The sequence below is a fragment of the Phycisphaeraceae bacterium genome (assembly GCA_019636675.1).
Taxonomy (GTDB): Bacteria; Planctomycetota; Phycisphaerae; order Phycisphaerales; family UBA1924; genus JAHBXC01.
Window position 1 is genome coordinate 1 of the sequence record JAHBXC010000003.1, and the last position, 14762, is coordinate 14762.

15 protein-coding genes and 2 tRNA genes are annotated in these 14762 nt (G+C 68.7%); 10 read left to right on the plus strand and 7 right to left on the minus strand.

Annotated elements, in window-relative coordinates; genetic code table 11:
* Positions 1-649: 649 nt before the first annotated feature.
* A complete protein-coding gene (locus tag KF684_10285) occupies positions 650-1321 on the plus strand; it encodes a hypothetical protein (GenBank protein MBX3353307.1) in 672 nt (223 codons plus the stop codon).
* Complete coding sequence (gene dcm / locus KF684_10290) at positions 1318-2478, plus strand: DNA (cytosine-5-)-methyltransferase (GenBank protein MBX3353308.1); 1161 nt, start codon at positions 1318-1320, stop codon at positions 2476-2478. Before KF684_10285 ends, dcm begins: the two co-directional genes overlap by 4 nt.
* Here dcm and arsM read toward each other — a convergent pair.
* The 3 genes from arsM to deoC form a co-directional block, all read right to left on the minus strand.
* Positions 2456-3439 (minus strand): arsenite methyltransferase, encoded by a 984-nt coding sequence (gene arsM, locus KF684_10295; protein ID MBX3353309.1) that lies wholly within the window; start codon positions 3437-3439, stop codon positions 2456-2458. The two genes, dcm and arsM, sit on opposite strands and share 23 nt — an antisense overlap.
* Positions 3440-3624: 185 nt before the next feature.
* On the minus strand, positions 3625-4311 hold the full coding sequence (locus KF684_10300) for a DUF4230 domain-containing protein (GenBank protein ID MBX3353310.1): 687 nt from the start codon (positions 4309-4311) through the stop codon (positions 3625-3627).
* Between the two features lie 98 nt (positions 4312-4409).
* Positions 4410-5222, minus strand: coding sequence for a deoxyribose-phosphate aldolase (gene deoC, locus KF684_10305; GenBank protein ID MBX3353311.1), 813 nt, complete (start codon positions 5220-5222; stop codon positions 4410-4412).
* Positions 5223-5352: 130 nt separating this feature from the next.
* Between deoC and KF684_10310 the strand changes: the two genes are divergently transcribed.
* The 7 genes from KF684_10310 (at position 5353) to KF684_10340 (ending at position 8961) form a co-directional block, all read left to right on the plus strand.
* Positions 5353-5424: transfer RNA gene (locus KF684_10310), tRNA-Thr, on the plus strand.
* A 393-nt stretch (positions 5425-5817) separates the two neighbouring features.
* Complete coding sequence (gene tuf / locus KF684_10315; GenBank protein MBX3353312.1) at positions 5818-7020, plus strand: elongation factor Tu; 1203 nt, start codon at positions 5818-5820, stop codon at positions 7018-7020.
* Between the two features lie 171 nt (positions 7021-7191).
* Entirely contained in the window at positions 7192-7374 is a 183-nt protein-coding gene (gene rpmG, locus KF684_10320) for a 50S ribosomal protein L33 (GenBank protein MBX3353313.1), read from the plus strand.
* Positions 7375-7429: 55 nt separating this feature from the next.
* Positions 7430-7502: transfer RNA gene (locus KF684_10325), tRNA-Trp, on the plus strand.
* A 70-nt stretch (positions 7503-7572) separates the two neighbouring features.
* Positions 7573-7983: a preprotein translocase subunit SecE gene (secE, locus tag KF684_10330; protein MBX3353314.1), complete on the plus strand. Its 411-nt coding sequence runs from the start codon at positions 7573-7575 to the stop codon at positions 7981-7983.
* 103 nt (positions 7984-8086) lie between these two features.
* Positions 8087-8743, plus strand: coding sequence for a transcription termination/antitermination factor NusG (gene nusG, locus KF684_10335; GenBank protein ID MBX3353315.1), 657 nt, complete (start codon positions 8087-8089; stop codon positions 8741-8743).
* 74 nt (positions 8744-8817) lie between these two features.
* Positions 8818-8961: a hypothetical protein gene (locus tag KF684_10340; protein MBX3353316.1), complete on the plus strand. Its 144-nt coding sequence runs from the start codon at positions 8818-8820 to the stop codon at positions 8959-8961.
* A gap of 289 nt (positions 8962-9250) precedes the next feature.
* Here the strand turns inward: KF684_10340 and rpsI are convergent, their stop codons facing one another.
* Both rpsI and rplM read right to left on the minus strand, forming a co-directional pair.
* Positions 9251-9790: a 30S ribosomal protein S9 gene (gene rpsI, locus KF684_10345; protein ID MBX3353317.1), complete on the minus strand. Its 540-nt coding sequence runs from the start codon at positions 9788-9790 to the stop codon at positions 9251-9253.
* A 98-nt stretch (positions 9791-9888) separates the two neighbouring features.
* Positions 9889-10323, minus strand: coding sequence for a 50S ribosomal protein L13 (rplM, locus tag KF684_10350; protein MBX3353318.1), 435 nt, complete (start codon positions 10321-10323; stop codon positions 9889-9891).
* A gap of 356 nt (positions 10324-10679) precedes the next feature.
* Here rplM and KF684_10355 point away from each other — a divergent pair, with 356 nt between their 5' ends.
* Positions 10680-12269, plus strand: coding sequence for a CPBP family intramembrane metalloprotease (locus KF684_10355; GenBank protein MBX3353319.1), 1590 nt, complete (start codon positions 10680-10682; stop codon positions 12267-12269).
* Positions 12270-12414: 145 nt separating this feature from the next.
* On the opposite strand, the gene KF684_10360 is transcribed toward KF684_10355, so the two are convergent.
* Both KF684_10360 and atpD read right to left on the minus strand, forming a co-directional pair.
* A complete protein-coding gene (locus KF684_10360) occupies positions 12415-12942 on the minus strand; it encodes a DUF1569 domain-containing protein (protein ID MBX3353320.1) in 528 nt (175 codons plus the stop codon).
* Positions 12943-13110: 168 nt separating this feature from the next.
* Positions 13111-14550 carry a F0F1 ATP synthase subunit beta gene (gene atpD, locus KF684_10365; GenBank protein ID MBX3353321.1) on the minus strand — a complete coding sequence of 480 codons (1440 nt, stop codon included), beginning with the start codon at positions 14548-14550 and terminating at the stop codon, positions 13111-13113.
* Positions 14551-14762: the final 212 nt, after the last annotated feature.

Here is a 14762-nt window from a genome sequence, read left to right on the forward strand (position 1 = left end):
GCAGACAACCGACGCGCACGCGAGCACGCTGACAACAGAACCACACGAACGGAACTTCACGGCGCTGCTCCTCGGAACGGAGTGACTCGGATGCCGCGACGCCCTCCGGGGGTGCGGCCTGTGCCGCCGCAATGTACAGGAAACACTGGCGGATTGGAAGGTCTGAGAACCGGAAAGTTGCGAAATTCTGGGTGCCACTGTCGGCTTGCCGACAGTGCTACCCCTTCTTCCCATTCCCGGTCTGCTGTTCGTGCATCAAACTCGAATGTGCATCACTGCACCTCGAGGCTTGGAGGACACGGAGCACTGTCGGCAAGCCGACAGTGGCACCCGGATCATCTCGCTCTCTCTCCGGTGCCACCACACAAAGTGTGGTGCTACACCTTCTTGGGGCTTCACTTTCCTTCTCCCTGTCTTTCTCAGATCGAGGAAAGGAGGAGGGGTAGGCACCACACTTGTGTGGTGGCGCCGGAGGGGGAGAGAGAAGATGAGAAGAGAAAGGCAGAGGGTGGGGAGGGAAGCCCGGAGTTCGGGTAGCCCCCACCTGGCCTCCCCCACGCTGCGCGTAGGGGAAGGAGCGGATCAGAGCCGGGGCCAGGGGGACGCGGGGCGCGAACATTCCCGCCCGCTCGCCCGATACCATCCGTCCATGCGCGCCGAGACCACCCTCCACGATCCGTCCGACGCTCTCCCCCCGCCGCCCAGGTGGGCGATGCTGCTCGCCGCCCTCGCGTGCGTGGGGCTGGCGTTGTTGTCGCTGCTGCGCGGGTTCCATGGGGTGACCGCCTCGCCCCCCCTGCCCTTCACGATCGCGTTCGACTCGCTGGGCGTGCTGGCGGCCGTCTTCGGCGTGCTGGCCGGGCTGGGGCGGTTCAATCTGGCGCCGGCGATGGCGCTGGCGTGCGTCGCCGGGGCGTCGGTGGTGGCGGCGGTGCTGGGCTATGACATCGCCGCGGGCGGCGGGCTCTCGGGCGCGCTGCGCGACCCCTTCGTGCTGGCGCGCGGCGCGATGAGCGCCGCGATCGTCGCCCTCGCCGGGGTGATCGTGCTGCTGCGCACGCCGGGTCAGTCGTTCAAGCGTCTGGGCGTGGGCGTCGTGCTGCTGATCGCGACCGCCGCGGTCTCGGCGGTCTGGGCCCTGCCCCCGATGCGCGCGTGGCTCGGGTCCGGCAATGTGATGGGGCTCGCCAGCGCCGTGGTCGCGCTGATCGCGACGGCGGTCGTCGGCGTCGGGCTGGTGTCGGCGGCGGGGCACAACCTCATCCGCGCGTTCGAGCTCGGCTCCGCCAAGGACGCCCCACGCCCACCGGTCATCAAGTGAGCGAACGCCCCCTCATCGCCAACGAGTTCTTCGCCGGCATGGGCCTGGTGCGCCTCGCGCTCGAGCGCGCCGGGGTGCGCGTCGCGTACGCCAACGACATCGACGCGCTCAAGGAGCGCCTCTACAACGCGGTGTTCGCGGATGGCGGGCCCTCGCACTTCGACCGGCGCGACATCGCGCAGGTGCGCGCCGAGGACCTGCCCCACGCCGACCTGTGGACCGCGTCGTTCCCGTGCACCGACCTCTCGCTCGCCGGTGGGCGCGCCGGCATCCACGCCGGGCAGTCGGGCGCGGTCTGGGAACTGCTGCGCCTGCTGGAAGAGACGCCGCTCGACAGGCGCCCGCGCCGGCTGCTGTTCGAGAATGTCATGGGGCTGCTCTCGTCCAACGGGGGCGGCGACCTGCGCGCGCTCGTGCTGGCGCTCAACCACCTCGGCTACGGCGTCGACGCGGTGAAGGCCGACGCCGCGTGGTTCACGGCGCAGAGCCGCCCCCGCCTGTTCCTCATCGCGTCGCCGATCGACGAACTCCCGCCCGCCGATCTCGACACGATCAGGGCCGACAAGGTGCGCCACCAGTCGATCCTTGACGCGATGCGCAAGCACGACGACCTGCGCTGGCACGCGCGCGAGACGCCCCCCCTGCCGCAACGCGCCGTCACGCTCGCGTTCATCGTCGAAGACCCCCCGGAGAGCGACCCGCTCTGGTGGGACGACGAGCGCACGGCGTACTTCCTCGCGCAGGTGCACCCCGGGCACGCGTCCGTGGTCGAGCGCATGCGCGAGGGCGACGCGTTCTCGTACGCGACCGCCTTCCGGCGCGTGCGCGCGATCGGCAAGGGCAAGGACGCCGAGAAGAAAAGTCTCGTCGAACTCCGCACCGATGGGCTTGCCGGCTGCCTGCGCCTGCCCAAGGGCGGCAGCGCGAAGCAGATGCTGCTGCGCGCCGGCAAGGGCGCGGCGAGGGTGCGCTATCTGACGCCGCGCGAGTGCGCGTCGCTGCAGGGCGTGCCCCTCGATCGCGTGCCGACCGGCTTTCGCGCCGCGGAGATCCTCACGGGCCTGGGCGACGCGGTGTGCGTGCCGGCGGTGGCGTGGGTGCTGCGCTCGTTCGTGCTCGACGCGAATCCGGCGCTCAGCGAGGGCGCGTCGCGGTGATGTTCACGCTCGTGATGTAGTCCGCAGCCGTGGCACCGGCGGGCAGCATCGCGATGATCTTCTGATACAGCGGGTCGCTGCTCGAGACGAGCGCGTCGACATAGCCGGGCTTTTCTTCCAGCGTGACATCGGTGAGACCGGCGGCCTTCGCGTCGCGCTCGAGTTCGCTGAGCAGGGACGCGCCGGAGACGCAGCCGATCCACGCCTCGACCATCTGCAGCACGCCCTCGGGCAGGGGCTTGCGCAGCGCGAGGTCGCTGATCGCGACGCGCCCGCCCGGCCTGAGCACGCGCGCGATCTCGTTCCACACCCGCCGCTTGTCGGGCGAGAGGTTGATCACGCAGTTGCTGATGACGACATCGGCGCTGGCGTCGGCGAGGGGGAGGTTCTCGATCTCGCCCAGGCGGAACTCGACGTTGTCGAGCCCGGTGCTCTGGCGGTAGTGCGCGAGGTTGGCGCGCGCCTTGTCAAGCATCTTGGGGGTCATGTCGACGCCGATGGCGCGTCCGATCGGGCCGACGCGAGGGCCGGCGAGGAAGCAGTCGAAGCCGGCGCCGCTGCCCAGGTCGACGACGACCTCCCCGGGGGTGAGGGAGGCGAGGGCGGTGGGGTTGCCGCAGGACAGCCCGAGGTTGGCGTCGGCCGGGAGTCCGGCGAGTTCGTCTTTGGAGTATCCGATCTGCTGGGCGAGTGAGTCGGCGTCGAGGGTGGTGACGCCGCAGCAGCCCCCGCCGCCGGAGGATGACGATGCTTCGGCGTCGGATCCGCCGCAGCAGGAGGAGACCTTGAGGGTGAGGCCCTTGCGCGGGGCGGGGGCGGGGGTGCAGCAGCCGGACTTGGCCTGAGTTTCGGGGGTGTTCTCGCCGAGCCAGACGCCGCGTTCGGCGATGGCGGCGTAGCCCTCGCGGACCTTCTCGCGAACGTCGTGCGCGGATTCCGGACGGTTGGGGGCGTCTGCCATAGCGGGGCTCCTTGGTGTTCGGCGACGCCTCATTATTTCGCTGATTGACGAAATGTCAACGCCCCGGAACGGTCGGTGCGAACCAAAGACTGGGCCGCCTGGACCATCCGAGGCGGCGCGAGACGGGCTGTCTCGGGCTCGGCGGTCGCGCTTCCAACGCCGCGGTCACGGGATGGTGATGGTCGTCAGGCGCGGGTGGCGGCGGTCACGCGCTCGCCGACCTCGACCTCGCGCGCCTCGCCGGTCTTGACGCTGGGAGACCAGCGGATCTCGACATCGACCTCGAAGAGCGACAGCAGCGAGGTCAGGTGCTTCTCGATGGCGCGCTGCGCCTCCTGCTGGTACTTCGCGTCGTAGCGCCGGTAGAGCTCGGCCGCCTGCTCCTGGGCGCGCTTGATCAGTTCTTTCTGCGTCGTCGCGTTCAACTGGATCACGTCGAGGAGCATGAGCATGCGACCCGCCTGGATGTCGTAGGGCTCCAGATCGGTCAGGCGCAGCGCGCCCTCGATCGGGGGGAGTTTGATCGCGAAGCGTCGGCGCCCGTTGGCGCTCGGGAGCTCCTCGACATCCTTCGCGTCCACGCGCGAGAGCTCGACGGCGTACTGCTTCTCGAAGTGGAAGATGAACGCGACCCGCGCCTGCGACATCAGGATCGGGGGCAGCCACCCCCACCCCTTGGTGCTCGTCGCGATCTCCTTGGCGTAGACCTCGAGCCCGACCAGCTTGCCCACGCTGCGCACCCGCTCGGCGATCGTGGTGAAGGTCGAGACCTCGGGGGCGCTCTTGCCGGCCCGCCGCAGGAGCAGGAACCCGCCCCCCACGAGCAGACCCCCGAGAACCAGCCCGAGCGAGATGAGGATCAGTTCGGTCATGTCCGTTCCATCGTAGAGAACCCGCGCCCGGGGCGTTGTTGGGGATCGCCCGGGGGGGATTCCTGCTCCCGCCTGGGCGTGGGGGCGGCGTGGGGGTCTTAATAGGCCCCGGTTCCCGTCCCCCCAGCGACGATCGCGACGCCCGACGAGCACCCCAGCCGGTCGGCGCCGGCGTCGAGCATGCGCAGCGCGTCGTCGCGCGTGCGGATGCCTCCGGACGCTTTGACCTTGAGCGCGCCCTCGCCCTGGCCGGCGTGTTTGCGCAGCAGGCGGACGGCGTCGACTGTGGCGCCGCCGGCGCTGTGGAAGCCGGTGGAGGTCTTGACGAAATCGCACCCGCTGCGTCGCGCGCCCTCGCAGCCGGCGGCGAGCATGGCTTCAAACTCGGCGTCGTTGCCGGCGAGGGCGCGCAGGGCGGCGGTCTCGAGGATGACCTTCACCACGATGGAGCGTGAAACGGCGCGCACCTGGCGCACGGTTTCGATGAGGTCGGACGCGAGGGAATCGGCGTCTTTGGCGAGCAGGTGCGGCAGGAAGGCGACGATGTCGATCTCCTGCGCGCCGAGCTTCGCGAGGTTGGTGCACTCGAGGGCGCGCCCGACGGGGGTCATCGCGCCGAGGGGGAAAGAGGCGACGACGCAGGCCTTGACGGCGTGCTTCTCGCCCTGCCGCTCGCCGGACAGAAGACCCTCCCCCTGCCCCCTCCCGCGAGCGGGAGGGGGGGATTCTGTCAGGCGCTGGACGACGCGTGGGAGGTAGTACCCGTTGACGCAGACGGAGGCGAAGCGGTGAGCGAGTGCCTCGTCGACGAGGCGGTCGATCTGGTCGGGGGTGGCTTCGGGCTTGAGGAGGGTGTGGTCGATGCGGGAAGCGAGGTCGTCGGGGATCGCGGCGTGGGGTTCTGGGGCCATGGCGCGATGGTAGAGCTGGGCGGATGGTTCGTGTCGGGCGACGCTTGCTTGTTGACCCGGGGGGTGAGGTCTACACTCACCGACTCACGGCGGAGCCGGGCGGGGAATCCGTCCGGGACCGCTGGCGGGCGCCATCGTAGCTCAGTGGTAGAGCACACCCTTGGTAAGGGTGAGGTCAAGGGTTCAAATCCCTTCGATGGCTTTGGCTGGTGTCGCCCCGCGAGGGCTCCCGGCGCGTCTTCGGAGAAGGCGCGTGGTCGGAGCAAACGCGGGGCGTATCATGCCGGCTCATTGACCCCGTGTCTGACGGACGGGCGTCGCGGTCGCTGCCTTTCGCGCTGGTGCGAGGCGGCGGGGCGCGGCGCCGGCCCGAGAGTCGCGAGGGTCGTCCGACACCAGCGGTGGGCGCTGGATCGGTATGAGCACATGGCGCCGTTCGCGGAGAGTTCCGCGTGCGCCGAGCCGCGTGAGAGGGGAGGCCCTCTCGCACGGAACGATGTCCGGTCCGACGCAGGTCGGGGCCGGGGTTTGAGTAGGTTGCGCGCCGGCGCATGCTAGAGACCGCCCGGACGCGACTCGCTGGAGGTTCAGCACCATGGCCAAGGGCGTCTTTGCGCGTACGAAACCCCACGTCAACGTCGGCACGATCGGTCACATCGACCACGGCAAGAGCACGCTGACCGCGGCGCTCTCCGCCCGTTCGGCGGTCCGTCACGGCGGCACCCCGAAGTCGTACGCCGACATCACCAAGGGCGGCACGGTCCGTGACGCCTCCAAGACCGTCACCATCCACTCGTCGCACACCGAGTACGAGACCGACGCGCGTCACTACGCGCACGTCGACTGCCCGGGCCACGCCGACTACGTCAAGAACATGATCACCGGCGCCGCCCAGATGGACGGCGCGATCCTCGTCGTCTCCGCCGCCGACGGCCCCATGCCCCAGACCCGCGAGCACGTCCTGCTCGCCCGTCAGGTCGGCGTGCCCTACATCGTCGTCTTCCTGAACAAGGTCGACCTCGTCGACGACCCCGAGCTCCTCGACCTGGTCGAGATGGAAGTCCGCGAGCTCCTCAACAAGTACGACTTCCCCGGCGACGACATCCCCGTCGTTCGCGGCCAGGCCAAGGCCTGCATCGAGAACCCGCACGACGACGCCGCCTCCAAGGGCGTTGACGAGCTCCTCGCCGCCCTCGACTCCTACATCCCCGAGCCCCAGCGCGAGGCCGACAAGCCCTTCCTCATGTCCGTCGAGGACGTGTTCTCGATCAAGGGTCGCGGCACGGTCGCCACCGGTCGTATCGAGCGCGGCATGATGAAGGTCGGCGACGAAGTCGAGATCGTCGGTCTGCGCGAGGACAAGAAGAAGACCGTCGTCACCGGCGTCGAGATGTTCAACAAGACCCTCGACTCGGGCATCGCGGGCGACAACGTCGGCGCGCTCCTGCGCGGCGTCGAGAAGGCGGACATCGAGCGCGGGCAGGTCCTCTGCAAGCCCGGCTCGATCACCCCCCACACCAAGTTCAAGGGCGAGGTCTACGTCCTCACCAAGGAAGAGGGCGGGCGTCACACCCCGTTCTTCTCCGGCTACAAGCCCCAGTTCTACTTCCGCACCACCGACGTGACCGGCTCGGTCACCCTGGCCGGCGGCGTCGAGATGTGCATGCCCGGCGACAACATCGAGGTCGAGGTCGACCTGGGCGAGAAGCCCATCGCCATGGAGAAGGGCCTCCGCTTCGCCGTCCGCGAGGGCGGGCGCACGGTCGGCTCGGGCGTCGTCACCGAAATCATCGCGTGATCGCCCCCACTGAATGAACCCCCACGCGTCGGGGTCTCCCGGCCCCGACGCGTCTTCTGATCTTGTTCGAGCCGCGTGAGTGCACCCCCGTCGGGCGTCGGGGGGCCCCCAGCGCGACTCCGAAACGCCCCTCACTCGTCGAACCCGACGCTCACGCCGGAAGAACCTCCCATGGCAAAGAAAAAAGGCGAAGCCCGCGAGTCCGTGTGGCTCCAGTGCACCGAGACCGGGGCGCTCAACTACCGAACCAGCGTCAACGTGAAGGGCGGCATGCCCGAGAAGCTCAAGGCGGGCATGAACAAGTACTGCCCCGAGCTGCGCAAGCACACGCTCCATAAGATCAAGCGCAAGTAAACCGCCGTCGAAGCGCCGGTCGGCCCTCAGGGCTTCCCGTCCGACGACGCCCGGAACGCCGGTAGCTCAATTGGCAGAGCAGCGGATTCCAAATCCGCAGGTTGAGGGTTCGATTCCTTCCCGGCGTGCTTCTTTCCCCTGTCGCCCCCGACGCCTGCGTCGCGCGACGACCCCCTACGCGGAGTTCACCCAAGCGACATGGCCATCGGCGTTTACAAACCCGGTCAGGGATACTGGACTCGCGTCGGCACCGCCGTGGGCATCGCGATCGTCGGGCTGACCGGCGCGTTCTGGCTGTGGGGCGAGCTCGAGACGGTCCGCCTTGGCAACCTCGAGCCGGTGATCACCCAGGCCATCGCCGCGGGCGTGATCACGCTCTTCACCGCCCTGATCACCTACTACCTGGTCGGCCTCAAGCCTAAGACCAACGAGTTCCTGATCAGCGTCGACCAGGAGATGAAGAAGGTCAACTGGTCGACCCGGCGCGAGATCATCGGCTCGACCTATGTCGTGATCTTCATCGCCGCCGCCCTCGCGGTGATCATCTACACGATCGACCTGCTGCTCGCCGCGTTCTTCAACGCGATCGATCTGCTCCAGCTGGGCTGACGCCCCGGCCCAGGCCCATGCCCACGCCGGGCGCGCCCGTTCCGGCGCGACCCGACACACACCCTCGAGACGCCCGGCGCCACCGGGAAAAAGGGCGCGCACCATGCCCGAAGACACGACCCACGAGCACGAGACCTCCACCCAGCCCGAAGCCCCGGCCGAGCGCTCCGGCGTGATCGCCGCCGGCGAGGAGGTCACGCAGGCAGGGATGAACTGGTTCGTCCTGCGCGTCGCGTCCAACAAAGAGAGCCACGTGCGCGACACCCTGCTCCGCAAGGTGCAGATCGAGGGCATGACCCACCTCGTCGGGCGCATCCTCGTGCCCACAGAGAAGACCAAGACCATCAAGGGCGGCAAGCAGCGCATCACCGAGACCAAGCTCTACCCGGGCTACATCTTCGTCGAGATGCAGCTCGAGGACGACGGGCGCATCCCCCAGGATGTGTTCTTCCTGATCAAAGAGACCACCGGCGTGGGCGACTTCGTCGGCACCTCGGGGCGCCCGGTCCCCATGCAGTCCCACGAGATCGAGAAGATGCTCCTCGACTCGCGCAAGCCCGAAGAGCTCCCGGTCGTCAAGATGGCCTGGAACAAGGGCGACCACGTGATGATCAAGGAAGGGCCCTTCGAGAACTACGAGGGCACCGTCGACGAGGTCTTCCCCGAGAAGGGAACCGTGCGCGTCCTGGTCACCATCTTCGGTCGTCAGGCGCCCATCGACCTCGAAGAGTGGCAGGTCGGCAAGGTGGATGAAGAGTAATTCACCGGCGGTTCGGGGTTTGCTTCATCTGCGCGCGGGATAGTTCGTTGTTCAACCACAACGGAGACTTTCCCATGTCTGCACGAATCATGAAACTTTGCTGCGTCTCGTTCGCCCTCGCCCTGTTCGCTGTCGCGTTCACCGGGTGCAACGCCGTCGACGGCGCCGGCAAGGACCTGCAGGAAGCCAGCGAGAACACCAAGAAGGCGTTCGACTAATCGCCCTCGCGCTCTTCGGGGCGCACCGATGACACTTTGACAGGCCGCGTGTTCTTCGTGAACGCGCGGCCTGTTGCGTTTTGACGGAAGAGAGATTTCAACGCGGAGGACGCAGAGGACGCGGAGGGGAGAGAGGGTGGGGGTGGCGTGGCACGGCGACGCCGTGCCACGCCACCCGTCTTCACTTTCTCTTCCTGCTCCCCACTCCCTGCTCCCTGCTCCCTATTCAAAAAGAAAACCGCCCTCGTTGCGAGGGCGGTCGGTGAATGCGTGGATGCGGGGTTGTCGATCAGCGCTTCGAGAACTGGAAGCGACGACGGGCGCCGGCCTGGCCGTACTTCTTACGCTCGACCTTGCGTGCGTCGCGGGTGAGGAAGCCCTCGTCGCGGAGCGCCTCGAAGGTGCTGGGGTCGTAGGCGACGAGCGCGCGGGCGATGGCGAGGCGGGCGGCCTGGGCCTGGCCCATGTAGCCGCCGCCGGCGAGGCGGAGCTTCACGTCCATCTTGGACTGCGTGCCGGTGATCTTGAGCGGGGCGACGATGTCGTTGCGATCGCGCTCTTCGGAGAACATCTCTTCGACCGGGCGGGCCTTCTTGCGCGAGACGATGATCTCGATGGTGCCGGTGCCGGGCTTGATGCGAGCGCGAGCGGTGGCGGTCTTGCGACGCCCGGTGCCGTGCCACCATCCCTGCGCGTCGGGCTCCTGGGCCTGACGGGCGGGGCGGGCCTCAACGACGGGCGTGCCGCTGGCGGCGGCGAGGGCAGCGGCCGCGGCGGTGGAGCCAAGCGAGCCGCCCAGTTCACCCGAGTTCATCTGAAAGTCAGCCATGATGCGTTGTCATCCTGCGGGAGAAGCGAGAGGCGGCGTTCTCGAAGGCGCCCATCGCGAGAGTGTTCGTTCGGTGGCGTGGAACCGGTGGAAGAGAATCAGACCTCGAGGGGCTGGGGCTGCTGCGCCTGGTGGGGGTGCTCGGCGCCCTTGTAGATCTTGAGCTTCTTGAGCATCTGACGCCCGAGGATGCCCTTGGGGAGCATGCGTCGGACGGCGTCCTCGACGAGCAGCTCGGGGCGACGGTCGCGGACCTGGTTGTAGGTCTCGGCCTTCAGCCCGCCGGGGTAGCGGCTGTAGCGCATCTTGAGACGCTGCTCGCCCTTGCGCCCGGTCATCTCCACCTTGTCGGCGTTCACGATGACGACGAAGTCGCCCGTGTCCACGTGCGCGGTGTAGGACGGCTTGTGCTTGCCCATGAGGACGGTCGCGACGCTGGAGGCCATGCGCCCGAGGCGCTGCCCGTCGGCGTCGACGATGTGCCAGCCCGCGGTGAGCTGGTCCTTGTTCGTGATGAATGTGGTCTGACGCATCGCGTCTGCCTTCCTGCGGTCAAATAGGTTCGGGCGCCGGGATCAGCCCCGAGCGCGAGAGCACAATTCGTCTCGCCTGTTCACCGGCGTCGTGCCGCATGAACCGCGATCTGAGGCGGCCTGAACAGGCGTCACACGCCTGCCCGCCTCGGCCCGTCGCCCTGTCCCTCTTCGCAGAGGGCGGCTCGACACGAGCGGTTGGTTTTGGATGTCGTCCGCCCCACCGACAGACCTCCCCTCAGGGGGCCCGCCAGGCGAACCGGGAAGAGTAGACCCCAGCCCCCGGATGTCAACGCCCGGAGCATCTCGCCCCGGCGCTGGCGACAACCGGCCCCCGAACGCCGAAGATAGGAGCGATGCCCACCGACCACGAGCGCCCGACCCCTTTCCAGCACCCAACCGCCCAGCCCGAGTCGCCCCTGGCCGGCTTCGACGCGACCAAACCCCTGGGCGTCCCTCGCGACCCCGGCACCGGGCTGTCGCGACTCGTCGCGACGCTGGCCGCCCTCGCGCTCATCGTGGGCGTGGTCGCGATGCAGCGCCTGGGGGCAGAGCAGAGCGCCGCGACGGCGTCGGTGGTCGAAACGGTGCCAGAGCCCGACCTGCAGGTGCTCCTGATGGGGCGCATGGCGATGGGCGTGCGCTGGCTCAGCGTCACGGGCGGGCAGCCCGTCGGGCCCAACGGCGTCGGCGTCGTGTCGCAGCTGGACGAGCTGGCGAAGTCGTCGGTGCGCGACCGGCTTCGGGCCGCGATCATCGCCGGCGAGATCCTCGGCGCGGACGAGGCCCTCTCGCGCCTCGACAACGCGTCGATCGCCGCCGACGAGATCGACCGGGACATCATCCTGCGCGCCGCGCTGCCCGAGACCGACGCGACCGAGCGCGAGCGCCGGCGCGACGAGGTCAACCTCAAGCGACTGCCCCTGCTGCGCGCCGACATCGCGGCGCTGCGCGCGATCTATTCGTCCGACTCCGCCGCCGATGCGCCCCTGACCCCCCAGCAGCGCGAGGCGCTGCGCGATCACCACGCGTGGTTCGCCGACGTCGCCTTCGCCTGGAACCTGCCCGATGCGGAGCCCGCGCGCTCGTCGGTGCTCTCCGACGGAGCGCGCACCCTTGTCACGCTCGTGAGCGCGTTCAGCGTGGGCGTGCTCGCGCTCCTCGCCGGGTTCGTGCTCTTCATCATCGCCCTCGTCAGGATCATGACCCGGGGATTCCGTCGCGCGTACGCGCCGGCGTCGCCGGGGGGCAGCGTGTACCTCGAGACGCTCGCGCTCTTTCTCATGGGGTTCATCGTCATCAGTCTCAGCGCGGGCGCGCTCCAGCGCCTCACCGGCGCGGACCTGTCCTTCGCGCTGGTCTGGCTGCTGCTGCTCGTGCCCTTCTGGCCGCTCCTGCGCGGGCAGCCCTGGACGCACCACCGCTTCGCGCTGGGCTGGACGAGCGGTCGCGGCGTCGTTCGCGAGGTCGGCGCGGGCGTCGTCGGGTATCTCGCATGCCTGCCCATCTTCATCACGGGCGTCCTGTGCACGCTCGTGCTCAGTCTCGTGATCTCGCAGGTCCAGTCCATGCTCGGGGGCGACCCCGATGGTTCGCCCATGAGCCACCCCATCATGGACCAGCTCGCCGGCGGATCGGTCGTCACGCTCGTCGTGCTGCTCGCGCTGGCCGCGATCTGGGCGCCGCTCGCCGAAGAGACCGTGTTCCGCGGCGCGTTCTACCACCACCTGCGCGGCGCCCGGGGCGTGATCCTCGCGTCGCTGCTGACGGGGTTCGTCTTCGCGGTGATCCACCCCCAGGGCTTCGCCGCCGTCCCGGCGCTGATGTCGCTGGGCGTCTCGTTCGCGCTGCTGCGCGAGTGGCGCGGCTCGCTGATCGCGCCCATCACGGCGCACGCGCTGCACAACGGCTTCCTCGTGACAATGCTCTGGCTGGCGCTGAGCTGATTCAGAGCCCCGGGCGGCATCACGGGGCTCGAACCGTCGGAGTCCATTGATCGTTGTTTCGCAGGCCTCTCACGGGGACGCGTGCGTGATCGGCATCGCCGTGCGCGCCGCGTCGCTGGCCCCGTGCTCCCGCCCGGGGCTCTGATCAGCGAGGCAACCCCTCCGGGTGCAGGAAGCTGAGGTGCATCGAGCAGTGCCCGAGTTGCAGTCGCAGCCACTCGTCGTGCGTCAGCGGGCCGAAGAGCGGGCTGGCGTGGGTGAACCGCTCGCCCGAACGGACGCGCCCCACCGCCGCGCGCATCGCGCTCATTCCCTCGTCGAACGACGCGCCGATCTTCGGGCCGAACGCGTCTTCCAGTCCCTTGGGGAACTTGATCCCGATGGGCGCCGGCTTGCCCGACACCGCCATCTTCTTGAAGAAGGTCTTGACGACAAACTTCACGATGGCGGGCGGCTTCGCGTCGGGCGGGAAGCCGTCGATCGAGAGCAGCCAGGTCTTGGCGCAGTGGTGCAGGTTCTCGCCGGGCGTCCAGTTGCCGCTGGTGACGAGCGTGCCGGCGCGATGCCCGGCCTCGATGGCGTCGAGGTCGCGCGAGAGGTCGTCGAGGGAGTCGTACCGCAGCGCCCGCCGAGGCGCCGCCTTGAGTTCCTTCGGGGTCTTCTGCGCCGCCATGGTGGCACGCTCCTTTCGGGGAAGCGTATCGCGTGCGAACGCAACGGTTGACTCCTGAGAGCACGCTCAACAAATGCGCACTTCCGGATAGAAAAAACCCCCGCTCATCGCGGGGGCTGTAAATCTCTTTCCTGCTGCCTGCTGCCTCTTCCCTGCTGCCTTCTTCGATCAGCCCTTCGCCATGCGCTCGGCCTTGGCCTTCGCATCGTCGAGGGTGCCGACGTACATGAAGGCGCCTTCGGGGAGGTCGTCGCCCTCGCCGGCGACCAGGCGCTCGAAGGAGTCGATCATCGCGTCGAGCGAGGTGTAGACGCCGGGGAAGCCGGTGAAGACTTCGGCGACGTAGAAGGGCTGGGAAAGGAAGCGCTCGATCTTGCGGGCGCGAGAGACGGTGAGCTTGTCGTCCTCGCTGAGTTCATCGACGCCGAGGATGGCGATGATGTCCTGGAGGTCCTTGTAGCGTTGCAGGATCTGCTGCACGCGCCGGGCGACCTTGTAGTGGCGCTCGCCGATGATGCCGGGGTCGAGGATTCGCGAGGTGGACGCGAGGGGGTCGACCGCCGGGAAGATGCCCTTCTCGGCGATGCCGCGGGCCAGCACGACGAACGCGTCGAGGTGGCTGAACGCCGTGGCCGGCGCCGGGTCGGTGAGGTCGTCGGCCGGCACATAGATGGCCTGCACCGAGGTGATCGCGCCGCGGCTGGTGGAGGTGATGCGCTCCTGGAGTTCGCCCATTTCCGTCGACAGGGTGGGCTGGTAACCGACGGCGCTGGGCATGCGCCCCAGCAGCGCCGACACCTCGGAGCCCGCCTGCGTGAAGCGGAAGATGTTGTCGACGAAGATCATGGTTTCCTTGCCGGACTCGTCGCGGAACTCCTCGGCCATGGTGAGGCCCGAGAGCGCGACGCGCAGACGAGAGCCCGGGGGCTCGTTCATCTGGCCGAACACCATGGCCACCTTGTCGATGACATGGGCGGTCTTGCCGTTCTCGTCGGTGTACTCGGCGTGCTGCATTTCCAGCCAGAGGTCGTTGCCCTCGCGGGTGCGCTCGCCGACGCCGCAGAACACGGAGTAGCCGCCGAACTCGCGGGCGACGCGCGCGATCATCTCCTGGATGATGACGGTCTTGCCGACGCCCGCGCCGCCGAAGAGGCCGATCTTGCCGCCTCGGACGAAGGGGCAGAGGAGGTCGATGACCTTGATGCCGGTGACGAGGATCTCGGTGCGCGGGTTGAGCTGCTCGAGGGGCGGCGCGCCGCGGTGGATCGATCGCTTGTGGGGCGTGGAAACGGGCCCGCGCTTGTCGATGGGCTCGCCCAGCAGGTTGAACACGCGACCGAGGACGTTCTCGCCGACGGGGACCTGGACGGAGTCGCCGGTGTCGCGGCAGGCCATGCCGCGGGAGACGCCGTCGGTCGAGCCCAGCGCGACGGCGCGGACGCGCCCGCCGCCGAGGTGCTGCGCGACCTCGCCGAAGAGGTTGATCGCGCCCGCCTTGGTTTCGCCCTCGATCTGGACCGCGTTATAGATCGACGGGATGTCGTCCTCGGGGAACTGCGCGTCGAAGGTCGAACCGATGACCTGGGTGACCACGCCGGTGGAAGCCATCGCGTGTCCTCTTCTAAAGGGGGGGCGCGGCAGGGGCCGTCGCCGCCGAGTGAATGGATGGATGCGTCGCCCGCCCGTTCCCGACCCACGCCGACGCCGCGACGGGGACCGAGAGTTCGAACAGGGCGAGGAGCATAGCCCCGTGCCGGGCGAGGGGCTATCGCGGGAGAGGGAGGAGGGAGCAGGGAATAGGGAGCGGGGAGATGGGGTGG